This window comes from Sphingopyxis sp. SE2 (assembly GCF_032227185.1).
In the GTDB taxonomy this organism is placed as follows: Bacteria; Pseudomonadota; Alphaproteobacteria; order Sphingomonadales; family Sphingomonadaceae; genus Sphingopyxis.
On record NZ_JAPMXW010000001.1, the window covers coordinates 1,843,428 to 1,859,942 of the forward strand.

Genomic DNA, 16,515 nt, shown 5'->3' on the forward strand with positions numbered 1-16,515 from the left:
TGAAAATCCAACTCTCTCTTTTTGGTAACTATCGCACCTTCGGGTGCCTACTTTCCTTTGGAGAGTATAGGAATATCTAGGCCTCTCACCACCCCCAAAGGAGAAGCGCCATGAAGACCAGCGGCAACACCATCCTCGTCACCGGCGGCGGCTCGGGCATCGGCCTCGCGCTCGCGCAGCGCTGGCACGACGCGGGCAACAAGGTCATCGTCACCGGCCGCAACGCCGCCAAACTCGACGCGGCGATCGCCGGACGCCCGAACATGTCGGCAATGTCGCTCGACGTCACCGATGCCGACGCCATCGCGGCCTTTGCAAAAGAGATCGTCGCCAAGCACCCCGACCTCAACATCCTCGTCAACAACGCCGGCATCATGAGCGCCGAGGATGCGAGCGCGAAGCGCGACCTGACGCACGCCGAGACGACGGTCGTGACCAACATCCTCGGCCCGATCCGGCTGATCGACGCGCTCGTCGATCATCTCGCGGCGCAGGCCGACAGCGCGATCGTCAACGTCACCTCGGGGCTCGCCTTCGTCCCCTTCCCCAAGGCACCGACCTATTCGGCAACCAAGGCGGCGATGCACAGCTATTCGGTCGCGCTCCGCATCCAGCTCGAAGGCAAGGTCGAGGTGATCGAACTCGCGCCGCCCGCGGTGCGCACCGACCTGACCCCCGGCCAGTCGACGCGCGAGGGCTATATGCCGCTCGATGATTTCGCCGACGAGGTCATGGCGCTGTTCGCGCAGCAACCGACGCCAGAAGAGGTTCTGGTGCAGAACGTGCTGCCGCTGCGCAATGCCGAGGCGAACGGCACCGTGCCGCAGGTGCTGGCGATGCTGAAGTCGCTGTAATCTTTGATCCTCCCTGTGCCGCAGACATGGCGAGGTGGCAGCGGCGCAGCCGCTGACGGAGAGGCTGGTGCCTATCGCCCCTCCACCATCCTGCGGATGGTCCCCCTCCCCATCGCTTCGCGACAGGGAGGATAACCGCGCCCAATTGCGCTTTTCGCCCTCTCCCACTATATGGCCGCGCATCATGCAGATTCCCGGCCATATCGACCCCGTCACGACGGGCACCGTCCCGCTGCGCGGCGGCAACCGCATCGACCTCGTCGGGCTGACCCGGGACGCGATCGGCGGCGTGCTCGTCGAGGCCGGACTGGACGCGAAAGCGGCGAAGCTGCGCGCCAAGCAGATCTGGCACTGGATCTATCACCGCGGCGTCACCGATTTCGAGGCGATGACCGACATCGCCAAAACGATGCGTCCCTGGCTGACCGACCGCTTCATCATCGGGCGCCCGACGGTGCGCGAGGCGCAGGTGTCGAGCGACGGCACGCGCAAATGGCTGCTCGCCGCCGCCGACGGCCAGGAATATGAAATGGTCTTCATCCCCGACGCCGATCGGGGTACGCTGTGCGTGTCGAGCCAGGTCGGCTGCACGCTCAATTGCCGTTTCTGCCACACCGGCACGATGCGCCTCGTCCGCAACCTCGGCGCGGGCGAGATCGTCGGGCAGGTCCTGCTCGCACGCGACGCGCTCGGCGAGTGGCCCAAAGGCACGATGGCGGGGTTCGGCGCCGATCCCGAAGATGACGATGCCGACGAGGATGCCGCTGGCCACTATACCGCCGACGGCCGCATGCTCACCAACATCGTGATGATGGGCATGGGCGAGCCGCTTTATAATTTCGACGAGGTCAAGGGCGCGCTCAAGATCGTGATGGACGGCGACGGGCTCGCGCTGTCGAAGCGGCGGATCACTTTGTCGACCAGCGGCGTCGTGCCGATGATGGCGCGCGCGGGCGACGAGATCGGGGTCAATCTCGCGGTCTCGCTCCACGCGGTGAACAAGGAAATCCGCGACGAGATCGTGCCGCTTAACCGCAAATATGGCATCGAGGAGCTGTTGCAGGCCTGCGCCGACTATCCCGGCGCGAACAATGCGCGGCGCATCACCTTCGAATATGTGATGCTCAAGGACAAGAACGACAGCGACGCGGATGCCCGCGAGCTCGTGCGGCTGATCAAGCAATATAATCTGCCGGCGAAGGTCAATCTGATCCCGTTCAATCCTTGGCCCGGCGCGCCCTATGAATGTTCGACGCCCGAGCGGGTACGCGCGTTCAGCAACCTGATTTTCAAGGCCGGCATTTCGGCGCCGGTGCGCACCCCGCGCGGGCGCGACATCATGGCGGCGTGCGGACAGCTGAAAAGCGCGGCGACCAAGCCGACGCGCGCCGAACTCGACCGCATCGCCGAGGAAAAACAGGCCGCGCTCGGCTGATCGCCCTTCGCGCGCCGACTTCTTCCTTTTAAAAATCGCCAGAAATCCGTGGTTCCGCGGGTATGATTTCGCATAGCCATTCCATACCGTGTGGTAAAAATAACACAGGTAAGAAAATTGTCATATTCTGAACGATCCATTCATTGAAGCGACAGCCGCGAACGCCATTTAAGAGCCGGCCGCGACCCAAAGGGCGCAGCCGGATTTGAAAGAAGGAAAACAACATGAAGAAGTTCGCAGTTGCAGCCGCTCTCCTGACGGCCATCGTTGCAACCCCCGCCATGGCGGCCGAAGGCGGCGAAGCTCGCGCCGAAGTGCGCGGCGGTCTGATCACCGGCAATGGCCAGGACGAAGGCACGCTCGGTCTCGCCGCCGGTTATGATTTCGACCTCGGCAGCTCGACCTTCGTCGGCGCCGAAATCGCGGGCGACAAGGTTCTCGTCGACGGCGCGAACGTCCAGTTTTCGGCTGGCGGCCGCGTTGGTGCCAAGATCGGCGCCAGCGGCAAGCTTTATGCCACCGGCGGTTACACCTTCGGCGACGTCGACGATCCCTATGTCGGCGCCGGCTACCAGCATAAGCTGACCCAGAATGTCTATGCCAAGGGCGAATATCGTCACCAGTTCATCGACAACTTCGGCGACTTCGACACCTTCGTCGTCGGCCTCGGCTTTGCTTTCTGATCCTTTCGGACCAGCGAAACGAAAAGAGAGGGGCGGCCCATCGGGTCGCCCCTTTTCTTTTGCCCACGCTCCGGCCACGGTGCGGCGATGACGGCATTCGCATATATCGGCGCGGCGCTCGCGGAAATCGCGGGCTGCTTCGCCTTCTGGGCGTGGCTGCGGCTGGACAAGTCGGTGTGGTGGGTCGTGCCCGGGGTGGCATCGCTCGCGCTGTTCGCCTGGCTGCTCACGCTCGTCGATGCCGAGCATGCCGGGCGCACCTACGCCGCTTATGGCGGCGTCTATATCGTCTCGGCGCTGCTGTGGCTGTGGGCGGTCGAGGGCGCGAAGCCCGATCGCTGGGACCTGATCGGCGCCGCCGTGTGCCTTGGCGGTGCGGCGATCATATTGTTCGGGCCGCGGGGCGGTTGAGTCCTCAATCCTCCCTGTGCCGTAGGCATGGGGAGGTGGCAGCGGCGCAGCCGCTGGCGGAGGGGCTTTAGCGCAACGTCACGGCCCCTCCACCACTCATCTGCGATGAGCGGTCCCCCTCCCCATCGCTACGCGACAGGGAGGATACCTTTATCCGGCCTCCGGCAGCGCCTGTTCGACCAGCGGCGCCAGCCCCTCGGCCACCACTTTCACCCCCCTGGCATTGGGATGGAGATTGTCGCCGAGCATCAGCGCCTTGTCGGTCACCACATTATCGAGGATGAAGGGATAGAAGCTCACATCATATTTCGACGCGAGCTCGGGATAGATGGGATTGAACTTCCCCGCATAATCGCTGCCGAGGTTCGGCGCCGCCATCATGCCGGTGAGCAGCACGGGGATGTCGCGTTTCTGAAGCTCGGCGAGCATCGCGTCGAGATTGGCGCGCGTCTGGTCGGGGCCGATGCCGCGCAGCATGTCGTTACCGCCGAGCCCGAGCAGCACGAGCGCGGGCTTCGCCTTGGCATTGTCGAGCACATAGGTCAGCCGCTGGCGCCCCGCCGCGGTCGTGTCGCCCGAAACCCCGGCATTCTGGACGCGCGCGACGACGCCGTCATCGGCAAGCGCGGCCTGCAATTGCGGCGCGAGCCCTTCCTTCGGACCAAGCTGATAGCCGGCGTAAAGGCTGTCGCCGAAAGCGATCACGAGCGGGGCGTCGGGCGGGATTGCGGGCGCCGCTTTCGCCGCGCCCTTGTCGTTCGTCGATGCTGGTGGCGCCTCCGCCGACCCGCACGCCGCGAGCGGTTGGCAAAGCGCAATCACGCAACCATATATCAAGGCAGAACGCCATCCGGCCGTTTTCATTCCAAAGGGTCCTCTCCTTGCCCGACACCCCACGACAATCGCCCGATCTGGCGATCGCCGCCCATAATGTGACGCTGACTTTGGGGAGCGACAAGGCCCCCGTCGAAATTTTGCGCGGAGTCGACCTCGAGGTTGCGGCGGGGACGTCGGTCGCGCTGCTCGGCCCCTCGGGATCGGGCAAAAGCTCGCTGATGGCGGTCCTCGCGGGTCTTGAGCGCGCCAATGGCGGCAGCATTCATGTCGCGGGGCTCGACTTTGCGGCGATGGATGAAGACGATCTCGCGCGCGCAAGGCGCGGCCGCATCGGCATCGTCTTGCAGGCCTTCCACCTGCTCCCGACGATGACCGCGCTCGAAAATGTCGCGGTGCCGCTCGAACTCGCTGGGCTGTCCGATCCGTTCGGCCGCGCCGCTGCCGAACTCGAAGCCGTCGGCCTCGGCCACCGTCTCACCCATTATCCCGCGCAGCTTTCGGGCGGCGAGCAACAGCGCGTTGCGATCGCGCGCGCGATGGCAAGCTCGCCCGCGATCATCTTTGCTGACGAGCCGACGGGCAATCTCGACACCGCGACGGGACACGCGATCATCGAGCTGATCTTCGCGCGCCGCGCCGCGCTCGGTGCGACGTTGCTGATCATCACACACGACCCCGAACTCGCCGAACATTGCGACCGCGTCGTCGTGATGCACGACGGTCGGATCGAGGAGCGGGCGTGAGCGTGGCCGAATCATCCTCCCTGTGGCGCAGCCATGGGGAGGTGGCAGCGGCGCAGCCGCTGACGGAGGGGCTATGGCGCTGCCGTCGGGGCCCCTCCACCATCTGTTTCGCAGACCGTCCCCCTCCCCATGGCTACGCCACAGGGAGGATTGGTTGATGCTCCCCCTCGCCACGCTCTGGCGGATCGCGCGGCGCGACCTTGCGGCCCGGATTCGCGGCCTCCGCCTCCTCGCGGTCTGCCTCTTCCTCGGCGTCGCGACGCTCGCGGCGATCGGCAGCCTGACGCGCGGTATCACCTCCGAACTCGAAGTGCGCGGACAGACCATCCTCGGCGGCGACATCGAATTCAGCCTGCCGCAACGCGAAGCGAGCGCCGAAGAAATGGCGGGCTTCCGCCGCGTCGGCACCCCCTCGGCCACCGTCCGCCTGCGCGCGATGGCGAACGATCCCGATGGCGAGGCGCTGCTCTCCGAGTTGAAGGCCGTCGATAGCGCCTATCCGCTCTACGGTACGATGCGGCTCGAAAGCGGCGCACGCCAAGGCCCGCCGCCTCCGGGCAGAATCTGGATCGGCAAGGACCTCGCTTCGCGGCTCGATCTCAAGGTGGGCGAGCGCGTAAAGTTCGGCGAAAAAGCGTTCCTTATCGACGGCATCATCGCCGAAGAACCCGACCGGCTAGGCGAAGGTTTCACGCTCGGTCCGGTCGCGATCATCGGGCTTTCCGACCTGCCCGCGACGCAGCTGATCCAGCCGGGAAGCCTTTACGAGAGCAAATATCGCGTCCGCTTGCCCGACAGCGCGAACCCCGAAGCCGTCGGCAAAGCGCTCACCGCCGAATTCCCCGACGCGGGGTGGGACATCACCGACAGCAGCAACGGCGCGCCCGGCACGCGGCGCTTCATCGAGCGCATGGGACAATTCCTGTCGCTCGTCGGCCTCGCGGCGCTCGTCATTGCCGGGATCGGCGTCGGTAACGGGGTCGCGAGCTATCTCGCGGGCAAACGCCCGGGCCTCGCGACTTTGAAGGTGCTCGGCGCCGACAGCGGCACCGTCGCGCGCATCTATGGCCTGCAGATCCTCGCGGTCGCGGCGGTGTCGATCGCGGCGGGGCTGATCGTCGGCGCGCTCGCGCCCGCGATCATCGGCGCGATTGCGGGCGATGTGCTGCCCGTCAAACCCGGCGTCGCGATCTATCCGCTGCCGCTTGGCGTCAGCGCCGCCTACGGTCTGCTCATCGCAATCGCCTTCGCCCTGCCCCCGCTCGCCGCGACACGTCACGTCCCCGCCGCGGGCCTATATCGCGCGACGGTGAGCGGCGCGGCGCGGATCGACCGGCGCACGGTGATCGCGGTCGCGGCCGCGCTCGCCGCAATCATCGCGCTCGCGGTCGGCACCGCGCGCGAGCCCTTGTTCGCGCTCGGATTCGTCGGCGCAGCGATCGGCCTGCTCCTCATCCTCGTCGGGCTCGGCTGGCTCGTGCGCCGTACCGCGAGCCGCCTGCCGCGCCCGAAACGCCCGCTCTTCCGCCTTGCGCTCGCCAACCTGCACCGTCCCGGCGCCGCGACCGGCGCGCTTGTCGTCGCACTCGGGCTCGGCCTCACCCTGTTCGTGACGCTCGCGGCGATCCAGACGAGCATCACCGCCGAAATCCGCTCGACCGTGCCGCAGCGCGCGCCGAGCTTCTTCGTTCTCGACGTGCCGCGCAGCGACGCCGCGCGCTTTCGCACGCTCGTGACCGGCGCCGACGCCAAGGCCGAAATCAACATGATCCCGGCGCTGCGCGGCAGCGTCACCGAATTTCGCGGCCAGCGCGTCGACGAGCTTGCCGAACTGCCCGAGGGCGCGTGGGTGCTGCGCGGCGACCGCGGGCTAACCTATAGCCCGGTCCTGCCGAACGGCAGCGAGCTCGTTGGCGGCGCATGGTGGGCGGCCGATTACAGGGGCCCGCCGCTGGTCAGCGTCGAGCAGGAGGTCGCGACCTCGCTCGGGCTGGGGCTCGGCGACACGCTCTCTGTCAATGTGCTGGGGGTCGAGGTGCAGGCGAAGGTCGCCTCCTTCCGCACCGTCAACTGGGACAATTTCGGGCTCAACTACGTCCTCGTCTTCTCGCCCGGCACCTTCGACGCCGCGCCGCACAATATGGTCGCGACGGTGGCGGTAGGCCCCGAAGCCGAAACCGAGCTGTCGCGCAGCATCCCGCGCGCCTTCCCCTCGGCGTCGCTGATCGCGGTGCGCGATGTCGTGAGCCAGGTCACCACCCTGCTCACCCAGATGAGCCAGGCGATCGCCGCCGCCGCGAGCATCGCGATTCTTGCGGGGATAGCGGTGCTGATCGGCGCGATCGCCGCGAGCCGCGAGCGGCGCGTCTACGACAGCGTCATTCTGAAGCTGCTCGGCGCGACGCGCGGCCAGGTACTGGGCGCGCAGGGCATGGAATATGCGGTGCTGGCGGCTATTCTCGCGGTGCTGGCATTGGGGCTCGGCCTCGCGGGCGCCTGGTATGTCGTGACGCAGCTCTTCGAGTTCGACTTCGCCCCCGATCCGCTGATCGTCGGGCTGACCTTGCTCGGCGGCGCGGGTCTGTCCTTTCTGATCGGCATCGCGGGCAGTTGGCCCTTGCTCTCGGCCAAGCCCGCGCAGGCGCTGCGCAGTCTCTAGTTCAACAGGCGCACTACCGCCGACACCGCCGCGACGCCGAGCACGACCGCGACCATCGCCTGCCAGATATGCGGCGGGACGCGGCCGAAATGGCGCGCGCCGACATAATTGCCGAGCCACATCGGCACGAACAGCAACACCGCCATCAGGAACAGCCGCCAGGTCGCGATGCCGAGCCACAGCGACGCGAGCGTCCCCGCGATCGCGGTCATGAAAAAGATCATCAGCATCGACGCGCGCGCCACTTTCGGATCGATACGGCGGCGCAGGTAAAAGGGCACGACCGGCGGCCCCGGCATCGCGGCAAAGCCCGTGAGGATACCCGACGTGATCCCCGTCCCCGCAACGGCAAGCCGTCCGGGGCGGTGGCCTTCGGGCTTTTTCGGCAGCAGCACGGCGACAAAGGCCGCGACCGCCGCGAGCGTGATCAGCAGGCGCGCGATGTCGGCAGGGGTCAGGTCGAGCACATACATGCCGACCGGCGTCGTCGCCATCGCTGCGAGCCCGATCGGAAGCGCCGTCTCGCGGTCGGCGTCGGCGATGATATGCCCGATCCCAACGGGGCCGATCAGCAGCTGCAACAATATCCCCATCACCACCGCCTCGCCCGGCGGGATCAGAATGCCGAGCAGCGGCACGAGGATGATCGCCATGCCGAACCCGGTCAGCCCGCGCACATAGGCGGCCCCAAAGGTCATCGCCGCCGCGCCGACGAGCGTCAGCGGCGCGAAGCCGAAAAGATGCGGGGTATCGATCATGAGCGCGGATCTTTCGGTTTCAGCGTGATCAACCACGCGTCGGGCGGGGTGAGGTAACGAAGCGGCAAGAGGCTGGTCCCGAGCCCCGCCCCGACGAAGACGCGCTGTCCACCGTCGCTTATGTCACCGCATGCAAAGCGGTCGCCGTAGCGCGAGACATAGGTCAGCGCGCCGATGAAGGGGAAGCGGATCTGGCCGCAGTGCGTATGACCCGCAAATACCGCCGCCACCGGCCGCGGCACGTCGGGCACGATGTCGGGGCTGTGCGTGAGCAGCAGCGGCACATCCGCACCGAGACGGTCCATCGCGGCGAGCGTCGCGGGAACATCGTCGTGCCCCGAATAATCGTCGTCGACCCCGCCGACGATGAGCGGGCCGAGCTTTACCGCTTCATTCTGCAGCACCCGGATGCCGCGCTTTTCGAGCTCGCCGCGGAGCGCGTCGGGCCGGAACCAGTGATCATGATTGCCCGGTGCGACGACGACGCCGAGAGGCGCCTTCAGTTCGCCGAGCGGCGCCACGACCTCGGCCGGCGAGTAGACATGCGACGCGCTGCGCTTTTCGCTGACGAGATCGCCCGCGATCAACACGAGGTCGGGCTTCAGGCGGTTGAGGTCGGCCACGATCCGGAGGAGCCGTTCGGGCGGCATATCGGGTCCCGCCACGTGGATGTCCGACAGCAGGAGTAATTTGAGAGCGGGCTGTCCCATGGGCAGACCTGCCACTTCCACCGTCGCGGTGCGGATCACCGGATCGCGCGTTGCGTTCCAATAGCCCTTGGCGAGAAGCCCCGCGCCGGCGAGCCCCAGCAACAGGAGCCAGCGCAGCCAGCGGCGCGGACGACGCTTCTCCTTCCCGCTCAATCGCGCAGATCGGGCGGGGTCGCTTCGCCCTTCAGCATCGCGATCGCGTCGGCGAGCGGCATGATGCGCTGGCCGTCCTGGCCGAGCGTACGGATCGCGACCGTTCCCTCTTCGGCCTCGCGCTTGCCGACGACGAGCAGATAGGGGACTTTCGCAAGGCTGTGTTCGCGCACCTTATAGTTGATCTTCTCGTTACGAAGGTCGCTGTCGGCGCGGATACCCGCCGCGGTGAGCTCTGCCACCGCGTCCTTCGCATAATCGTCGGCGTCCGAAACGATCGTCGCGACGACCGCCTGCACCGGCGCGAGCCAGGTCGGGAAGCGCCCTGCGAAATGCTCGATCAAAATGCCGATGAAGCGCTCATAGGTGCCGAGGATCGCGCGATGCAGCATCACCGGGCGGTGGCGCTCGCCATCCTCGCCGATATAGCTCGCGTCGAGGCGCTCGGGCATCACGCGGTCGGACTGGATCGTCCCGCACTGCCACGTCCGGCCGATCGCGTCGGTCAGGTGGAATTCGAGCTTGGGAGCGTAGAAAGCGCCCTCGCCCGGCAATTCTTCCCAGCCATAATCCTCGTTCGCCATGCCCGCGCGCGCGACGGCTTCGCGAAGCTCGGCCTCGGCCTTGTCCCACATATCGTCGCTGCCGAACCGCTTTTCGGGGCGCAGCGCGAGCTTCACCGCATATTTCTCGAACCCCAGCTGGCGATAGACGCGGTCGAGCAATTCGCAAAAGGCGCGCACTTCCTCGACGATCTGGTCTTCACGGCAGAAGATATGACCGTCGTCCTGCGTGAACTGGCGCACGCGCATGATGCCGTGCAGCGCGCCGTGCGGCTCGTTGCGGTGGCAGCAGCCCATTTCGGCCATGCGCAGCGGCAGATCGCGATACGACTTCATGCCCTGACGAAAGATCAGGACGTGCGCCGGGCAGTTCATCGGCTTCAATGCCATCCACTCGGCATCGTCGGAAACGATCGGGCCCTCGTCCTCGATGTTCGGGATTTCGTCGGGGATGACGAACATATTCTCGCGATATTTGCCCCAGTGGCCGGATTGTTCCCACTGCTTGGCGTCCATCACCTGCGGCGTCTTGACCTCCTGATAGCCCGAGCCGTCGATCGCGCGGCGCATATAGGCTTCGAGCTCCCGATAGATGCGATAGCCCTTGGGGTGCCAGAAGACGCTGCCATGCGCCTCTTCCTGCAGGTGGAAGAGGTCCATCTCGCGCCCGATCTTGCGATGGTCGCGCTTGGCGGCTTCTTCGAGGCGGACGAGATGCTCGGCGAGCTGCTTCTTGTTAAGCCAACCGGTACCGTAGATGCGCGACAACTGCGCATTCTTCTGGTCCCCGCGCCAATAGGCACCCGAGACGCGCGTCAGCTTGAACGCCGCGGGATCGAGCTTGCCCGTCGAAGCCAGATGCGGCCCGCGGCACATGTCCATCCAGCCGTCGCCCGAGCGATAGACCGTCAACTCTTCACCCTGCGGCAATTCGGCGGCCCATTCGGCCTTGAACGTCTCGCCATCGGCCTGCCATTTGGCGATGAGCTTGTCGCGCTCCCAGACTTCGCGCGTGAGGGGAAGATCGGCGGCGATGATCTTGCGCATCTCCTCCTCGATCAACGGCAGCTCCTCGTCGCGAAACGGGCCATGCTCGGCGGCCGGCGCGAAGTCGTAATAGAAGCCGTCGTTCGTCGACGGGCCGAAGGTGATCTGCGTGCCGGGAAACAGCTTCTGCACCGCCTCCGCCAGCACATGCGCATAGTCGTGGCGTGCGAGTTCGAGCGCGTCGGCCTCGTCGCGGCTGGTGACCAGCGCGAGGTCGGTATCGCCTTCGAACGGACGCATGATGTCGCGAAGCTCGCCATTGACGCGCGCCGCGATCGCGGCCTTGGCGAGGCCGGGACCGATCGCCGCCGCGACGTCGGCCGGGGTCGAACCCGCGGGCATTTCACGCACCGAGCCATCGGGAAGGCTGATTTTCAGCATCTCACTCATCGAAATCCGTCTTTCATCGCTTTGGTCCGCGCCATGGCACAAGGCGGCGCGCACCGGAAGAGGCCGCGTCCAGCTTTCGAAAATTCGGGTGGAAGGACGCCGCGCCACCCGAACCCGGGTGGCAGCCGGCGCGCGTTCAGGCCGCGGCCGACCGCCCCCGGCATGCGGGGGTAGTGGTGGTCCGGGTCGTGATCGGCGTCCGCGTCATGCCGTCCACATAGGCGGCGCGAAAGCCTTTGTCATCACCCGCCGGAAACCTATGCTGGCCTTCGGCCTTCCGGGAGTTCCATCATGTCCGACGCACCGACGCACAGCATCGCCGCCATTCTCCCCTGCAGCGACCTCGACGCCAGCACCGCATTCTACGAAATGCTGGGGCTGAAAGTCGTGAGCGACCATGGCACTTATCGCCTGCTCGCCGACGGCAAGGGCTGGCAATTGCACCTGACGAACGAATCCGGTCCAACATGGCCCGAGCGCGACCAGAATCCCTTCGGCCTCTACCTCTACACCGAACGCGTCGCGGAACTCGCCGAACGTGTCGGCGACCGCATCATCGAGCGCGAAAAGGCGCCGACGCACAAGCCGTGGGGCATGTATGAATTCGCGCTGTCCGACCCCGACGAGACACTGGTGCGCGTCGGCTGGCCGAGCGAGCTGATCGGCTGACCCAACAAGCATCCTTGTCACTATGTAAATGAAGCTTGACTATTCATGTCGCATCATGTCAATGTTCCTTTACCTATTAACAAGGGAGCTTGACCGATGCCGCCAATATTCCGTGCCCTGCTCTGGGCCATTCCCAGCTTCGCCGTTGCGCTCGCCTGGATCGCCGGCCTCATCCCGGGGCCGCTCGGCAGCGCGTTGGTCCTTGCCGTGCCGATCGCGATGATCGCGACCATGCCGCGCGCGGCATGCCGGAGGGGTTGAGCGATGGCGACCAACCCCGCACAGCGGCGTTACGTCGGCCGCATGATCCCGATTTCGATCGCCTATATCGCGGCGGTGATGCTCGCGAGCTGGATCATTCCCGATGACGCCGCGGCGACTCCCCTAACCGTCGCGGTGGCGCTGGTTCCCGCGCTCGCGACATCGGGCTTCATCTGGGCGATGGCGCGCTATCTGGCCGAGCTCACCGACGAATATGTGCGGATGCTCGAGATCCGCAAGATTCTGGTGGCGACCGGGCTCACGCTGGCGCTGGCAAGCGGCTGGGGCATATTGGAATTGTTCACCGATGTGCCGAAGGTGCCGCTTTTCTTTGTCTTCCCGGTCTGGTGCCTGGGGCTGGCGGCCGGGTCGCTCGTCAACAGGCTGACCATCGGCGACGCCGGACCTTGCGCGTGAAGAACCGCCTGAAAGTCCTGCGCGCCGAGCGCGACTGGAGCCAGCAGGATCTTGCCGAAAGGCTGGAGGTGTCGCGCCAGTCGGTCAATGCGATCGAAACGGGCAAATATGATCCGTCGCTCCCCCTCGCCTTCCGGATCGCCGACCTGTTCGGCCTGCCGATCGAAGCGATTTTCCTGCGAGAGCGATAATCGCGCCGGCGAGCCTTGCAGGCCGCCTCCCCGCCCGCTACGGCGGCGGCAGCCGGAAAGGAGCCCGCCGCCATGTTCAAGCGCCTGTTCGTCGACCATCCGAAGAGCGTCGATGAAAATTACATCGAACATTTCGGCGTCGCATCGAAATTCGGGGTGACGATGATCTGGGGCGGCCTCTGCGCGCTGGTCCATGCGGTCGTCCCCGGCTGGTGCATCACCACGGGCAGCGACACGATCCAGCGGCTCAACCACATCATGGTCGAAAAGCGGCGCGCCAAGGGGCAGGCCGTGATGCAGATGAGCACGATCGACTGGGTCATCTGATCGCGGTGGACGCCGTTCCCGAATATCTCGAACGCTCGGGCCGCCCGCGGCTCGCCTATCGCCATACGCCGGGCGCCGGTCCCGCGATCGTCTTCCTGCCCGGCTATATGTCCGACATGGCGGGGGGCAAGGCGACCGCACTTTTCGACTGGGCGGTTGCCGAAGGCCACGCCTGTCTGCTGCTCGATTATGCCGGATGCGGGCTTTCGGACGGATTGTTCGCCGACCAGACGCTCCTCGATTGGCGCGGCGATGTGCTCGACATGATCGACGCGAAGGCCGAAGGCCCAGTCGTCATCGTCGGATCGTCGATGGGCGGCTGGCTGATGCTGCTCACCGCGCTCGCGCTGGTCCAGCGCGACGGGTCGGCGCGCGTCGCGGGGCTTGTCGGGATCGCGGCGGCGCCCGATTTCACCGACTGGGGCTTCACGTCGGAAGAAAAGGCAATCATCCTCGCCGAGGGCGCCTTGGTCGAGGAAACGCCGTACAGCGACCAGCCCTATGTGACGACGCGCGGCTTTTTCCAGTCGGGCGAAGCCAACCGCCTGCTCGACGCCGAAATCCCGCTGACCTGCCCCGTGCGCCTGCTCCACGGGCAGGAGGACGGTGACGTTCCGCCCGAAATCAGCCTGCGCCTGTCGAAAGCGCTCGCGAGCGCGAATGTGCAGGTCACGCTCGTCAAGGGCGGCGATCACCGCCTGTCGCGCGATACCGATATCGCGCTGCTGATCGACACGGTCGCGCGGCTCGCCACGCAAATCTAGAAAAGGACTCCCATGGCCCGCAGCGACTTCCGGTTCCACGTCACCAAGCGCGTCCGCTATGCCGAGATCGACGCGCAGCGCGTCGTGTTCAATAGCCGCTATCTCGAATATTTCGACATTGGCATCACCGAATATTGGCGCGCCGCGGGCGTCTATGACCGCTGGCCCGACCACAGCAGCCCCGAATTCCACGTCGCGCGCGCCGAGGTCGATTACAAGGTGCCGATCCTGCTCGACGAAGAGATCGACATCTGCGTGCGCGCGTCGCGCGTCGGCAAAAGCTCGATGACCTTTCTGTTCGAACTGCACGGCGCGGGCAAGGACGACCTGCGCGCCACCGGACAGCTCGTCAACGTCCATGTCGCCGAGGCGCAGGGCGCGCCGGCGCCGGTACCGGACGAATTCCTATTCCTGTTCGAAGCGTTTGAAGCGCGGCCCCTTCGCGCCTAAATACGCGCCATGACCAAATATCTTCATACGATGATCCGCGTGTCGGATCCCGACGCCACAGTCGATTTCTTCAAGCTGATCGGGCTCGAGGAAACACGCCGCTTCGATGACGAGAAGGGCCGCTACACGCTGATCTTCCTCGCCGCCCCCGGCCAGCGCGATGTCGCCGAGGTCGAACTGACCTATAACTGGCCGCCCGCCGACGGCAGCGCCCCCGAAGACTATACGGGCGGGCGCAATTTCGGCCACCTCGCCTATCGGGTCGACGACATCTATGCGACGTGCCAGCGCCTGATGGACGCCGGGGTGACGATCAACCGCCCGCCGCGCGATGGCCATATGGCCTTCGTGCGCTCGCCCGACGGCATTTCGGTCGAGCTTTTGCAGGAAGGATATCTCGAGCCCGCCGAGCCCTGGGCGTCGATGCCCAACACGGGCAGCTGGTAAGCACCGCGCGATGGGCCTGTTGATCAACATCGACGTGCCCGACCTCGCCGCCGCCGAGCATTTCTACACCGCGGCCCTCGGCCTGTCCGCCTCCCGCCGGTTCGACGACGACATCGTCGAGCTGACGGGATGCGAAATCCCCATCTATCTGATCCGAAAGCCCGCCGGAACGGCGATCGGCCCCGGCGGCGGCGATTTTCGCCGTTACAACCGGCACTGGACGCCGGTGCATCCCGATTTTTCAGTCGAAAATCTCGATGAAGCGATCGCGAAAGCCCTCGCCGCCGGCGCGGTGCAGGAGGGCGAGACATTGGACCTGCCCTATGGCAGACAGGCGATGTTCGCCGATCCGTTCGGCAACGGATTCTGCCTGATCGCGTTCAACGAGCGGGGCTATGACGCCCTTCTGACCTGAGCAGGAGAACCAAGGCCCGCTGGCGCCCGCTCCGTCTTGAAAGAGCGAGACGCTGGAAAGGAGATGAAATGGCTGCGCTGGACATCGTCCGAATTCCCGTCCTCAGCGACAATTATGTCTGGCTGGTCCATGATCCCGCCAGCGCGGCGACGATGGTCGTCGATCCCGCCGTCGCCGAGCCCGTGCTGGAAGCCGCGGCGGCGCGCGGCTGGACCATAACCGACATCTGGAACACCCACTGGCACCCCGATCACACCGGCGGCAACGCCGCGATCAAGGAAGCCACCGGTTGCACGATCACCGGCCCCGCGGCGGAATATGCGCGCATCCCGACGCTCGATGTGCAGGTGAAGGGCGGCGACAAAGTCAAGCTCGGCGACCATGTCGCCGACGTCTGGGACGTGCCCGCGCACACGGCGGGTCACATCGCCTATCACTTCGCCGAAGACGCCGCGATCTTCGTCGGCGACACGATGTTCGCGATGGGCTGCGGCCGGCTGTTCGAAGGCACGGCCGAGCAAATGTTCGCCAATATGCAGAAGCTCGGCACGCTCGACGATGCGACCCGCGTTTATTGCGCCCACGAATATACGCTGTCGAACGCGCGCTTCGCGGTGACGGTCGATCCCGGCAACGACGCCCTCGCGGCGCGGCTGGCGGCGGTCGAAGCCGCGCGCGCGGTCGGCGAGGCGACGGTGCCGACCAGCATCGGCGAAGAGCGCGCGACCAACCCCTTTTTCCGCGCGTCCGACGCTGCCGAACTCGGGCGGATCCGCGCGCTGAAGGATGCCGCCTGATGCCGCCGCTTCAGCACCCATTCATCTGCAACGGCCATATTGGCCGATCTCAAGGAGCAATTTCATGGCGAAGCTGAACCCGATGGCTGCCGCGCTGTTGACCGCGGCCATGCCGCTGGTCGCCAGCTGCGCGCCCGCGGGATCGGGCGAGCCGGGCGCCGCGGCGCTCACGCCCAAACAGGCCGAGCGGCTCGACAAGCAGCTTGCCGGCAAAATTCCGGGTAAGCCCATGCGATGCCTGCCAAGCTATCGCACCAACGAAACGATCCGCGTGTCGGACAATATCCTGCTCTATCGCTCGGGCGGCAACCTCGTGTATCGTAACGATCTCAAAAGCAGCTGCCCGGGCCTCGCGCGCGACAGCGACATCATGGTGGTACGCCAATTCGGATCATCGACCTGCGAAGGCGATTTCTTCCATCTGGTCGACCGGTCGAGCGGCATTCGCGGGCCGACATGTGTGTTTGGCGAATTCGTCCCCTATCGCAAACCGGAGGGGGACAAAGGCTGAACCCAGGTTCAGTCGCAGGCGGG

The 16,515-nt window shown here is 65.9% G+C and carries 21 protein-coding genes; 17 read left to right on the forward strand and 4 right to left on the reverse strand.

The window, feature by feature from the left end:
- Positions 1 to 110 precede the first annotated feature (110 nt).
- From OVY29_RS08820 to OVY29_RS08835, 4 genes are all read left to right on the forward strand, one after another.
- Positions 111 to 854, forward strand: coding sequence for an SDR family oxidoreductase (locus OVY29_RS08820; RefSeq protein WP_313911178.1), 744 nt, complete (start codon positions 111 to 113; stop codon positions 852 to 854).
- A 184-nt stretch (positions 855 to 1,038) separates the two neighbouring features.
- Entirely contained in the window at positions 1,039 to 2,289 is a 1,251-nt protein-coding gene (gene rlmN / locus OVY29_RS08825; RefSeq protein WP_037556521.1) for a 23S rRNA (adenine(2503)-C(2))-methyltransferase RlmN, read from the forward strand.
- Positions 2,290 to 2,513: 224 nt separating this feature from the next.
- Complete coding sequence (locus OVY29_RS08830; protein ID WP_037556520.1) at positions 2,514 to 2,972, forward strand: outer membrane protein; 459 nt, start codon at positions 2,514 to 2,516, stop codon at positions 2,970 to 2,972.
- Between the two features lie 87 nt (positions 2,973 to 3,059).
- Positions 3,060 to 3,383 carry a YnfA family protein gene (locus tag OVY29_RS08835; protein WP_037556519.1) on the forward strand — a complete coding sequence of 108 codons (324 nt, stop codon included), beginning with the start codon at positions 3,060 to 3,062 and terminating at the stop codon, positions 3,381 to 3,383.
- Positions 3,384 to 3,533: 150 nt separating this feature from the next.
- Here the strand turns inward: OVY29_RS08835 and OVY29_RS08840 are convergent, their stop codons facing one another.
- Positions 3,534 to 4,247 carry an arylesterase gene (locus OVY29_RS08840; RefSeq protein ID WP_037556518.1) on the reverse strand — a complete coding sequence of 238 codons (714 nt, stop codon included), beginning with the start codon at positions 4,245 to 4,247 and terminating at the stop codon, positions 3,534 to 3,536.
- Between the two features lie 17 nt (positions 4,248 to 4,264).
- Here OVY29_RS08840 and OVY29_RS08845 point away from each other — a divergent pair, with 17 nt between their 5' ends.
- Both OVY29_RS08845 and OVY29_RS08850 read left to right on the forward strand, forming a co-directional pair.
- Positions 4,265 to 4,963 (forward strand): ABC transporter ATP-binding protein, encoded by a 699-nt coding sequence (locus OVY29_RS08845; RefSeq protein ID WP_037556517.1) that lies wholly within the window; start codon positions 4,265 to 4,267, stop codon positions 4,961 to 4,963.
- A gap of 157 nt (positions 4,964 to 5,120) precedes the next feature.
- Positions 5,121 to 7,622, forward strand: a complete 2,502-nt coding sequence (locus OVY29_RS08850; protein WP_037556516.1) for an ABC transporter permease — start codon at positions 5,121 to 5,123, stop codon at positions 7,620 to 7,622.
- Here OVY29_RS08850 and OVY29_RS08855 read toward each other — a convergent pair.
- Genes OVY29_RS08855 through thrS form a run of 3 tightly spaced genes read right to left on the reverse strand, consistent with a single transcriptional unit; the run spans position 7,619 to position 11,243 of the window.
- Positions 7,619 to 8,380: a sulfite exporter TauE/SafE family protein gene (locus OVY29_RS08855; RefSeq protein ID WP_037556515.1), complete on the reverse strand. Its 762-nt coding sequence runs from the start codon at positions 8,378 to 8,380 to the stop codon at positions 7,619 to 7,621. The two genes, OVY29_RS08850 and OVY29_RS08855, sit on opposite strands and share 4 nt — an antisense overlap.
- Positions 8,377 to 9,243 (reverse strand): metallophosphoesterase, encoded by an 867-nt coding sequence (locus OVY29_RS08860; protein WP_235211562.1) that lies wholly within the window; start codon positions 9,241 to 9,243, stop codon positions 8,377 to 8,379. Before OVY29_RS08860 ends, OVY29_RS08855 begins: the two co-directional genes overlap by 4 nt.
- Positions 9,240 to 11,243, reverse strand: a complete 2,004-nt coding sequence (thrS, locus tag OVY29_RS08865; protein WP_037556652.1) for a threonine--tRNA ligase — start codon at positions 11,241 to 11,243, stop codon at positions 9,240 to 9,242. The genes OVY29_RS08860 and thrS overlap by 4 nt, the downstream gene beginning before the upstream one ends.
- 291 nt (positions 11,244 to 11,534) lie before the next feature.
- Here thrS and OVY29_RS08870 point away from each other — a divergent pair, with 291 nt between their 5' ends.
- The 11 genes from OVY29_RS08870 (at position 11,535) to OVY29_RS08920 (ending at position 16,492) form a co-directional block, all read left to right on the forward strand.
- Positions 11,535 to 11,912, forward strand: coding sequence for a VOC family protein (locus OVY29_RS08870; RefSeq protein WP_037556514.1), 378 nt, complete (start codon positions 11,535 to 11,537; stop codon positions 11,910 to 11,912).
- A 96-nt stretch (positions 11,913 to 12,008) separates the two neighbouring features.
- The gene (locus OVY29_RS08875) at positions 12,009 to 12,173 is read left to right on the forward strand and encodes a hypothetical protein (RefSeq protein WP_161786559.1); all 165 of its coding nucleotides are present in this window, start codon (positions 12,009 to 12,011) and stop codon (positions 12,171 to 12,173) included.
- 3 nt (positions 12,174 to 12,176) lie between these two features.
- Positions 12,177 to 12,590 carry a hypothetical protein gene (locus OVY29_RS08880; RefSeq protein ID WP_037556513.1) on the forward strand — a complete coding sequence of 138 codons (414 nt, stop codon included), beginning with the start codon at positions 12,177 to 12,179 and terminating at the stop codon, positions 12,588 to 12,590.
- Positions 12,587 to 12,781: a helix-turn-helix transcriptional regulator gene (locus tag OVY29_RS08885; RefSeq protein WP_037556651.1), complete on the forward strand. Its 195-nt coding sequence runs from the start codon at positions 12,587 to 12,589 to the stop codon at positions 12,779 to 12,781. The genes OVY29_RS08880 and OVY29_RS08885 overlap by 4 nt, the downstream gene beginning before the upstream one ends.
- 72 nt (positions 12,782 to 12,853) lie before the next feature.
- Entirely contained in the window at positions 12,854 to 13,108 is a 255-nt protein-coding gene (locus OVY29_RS08890; protein ID WP_037556512.1) for a DUF6356 family protein, read from the forward strand.
- Positions 13,105 to 13,872, forward strand: coding sequence for an alpha/beta fold hydrolase (locus tag OVY29_RS08895; protein ID WP_037556650.1), 768 nt, complete (start codon positions 13,105 to 13,107; stop codon positions 13,870 to 13,872). Before OVY29_RS08890 ends, OVY29_RS08895 begins: the two co-directional genes overlap by 4 nt.
- A 12-nt stretch (positions 13,873 to 13,884) precedes the next feature.
- A complete protein-coding gene (locus OVY29_RS08900) occupies positions 13,885 to 14,322 on the forward strand; it encodes an acyl-CoA thioesterase (RefSeq protein WP_037556511.1) in 438 nt (145 codons plus the stop codon).
- A gap of 9 nt (positions 14,323 to 14,331) precedes the next feature.
- Positions 14,332 to 14,769, forward strand: coding sequence for a VOC family protein (locus OVY29_RS08905; RefSeq protein ID WP_037556510.1), 438 nt, complete (start codon positions 14,332 to 14,334; stop codon positions 14,767 to 14,769).
- 10 nt (positions 14,770 to 14,779) lie between these two features.
- A complete protein-coding gene (locus OVY29_RS08910) occupies positions 14,780 to 15,184 on the forward strand; it encodes a VOC family protein (RefSeq protein WP_037556509.1) in 405 nt (134 codons plus the stop codon).
- A gap of 68 nt (positions 15,185 to 15,252) precedes the next feature.
- Positions 15,253 to 15,981 (forward strand): hydroxyacylglutathione hydrolase, encoded by a 729-nt coding sequence (gene gloB, locus OVY29_RS08915; protein ID WP_037556508.1) that lies wholly within the window; start codon positions 15,253 to 15,255, stop codon positions 15,979 to 15,981.
- A gap of 64 nt (positions 15,982 to 16,045) precedes the next feature.
- Positions 16,046 to 16,492: a hypothetical protein gene (locus tag OVY29_RS08920; RefSeq protein WP_152567650.1), complete on the forward strand. Its 447-nt coding sequence runs from the start codon at positions 16,046 to 16,048 to the stop codon at positions 16,490 to 16,492.
- Positions 16,493 to 16,515: the final 23 nt, after the last annotated feature.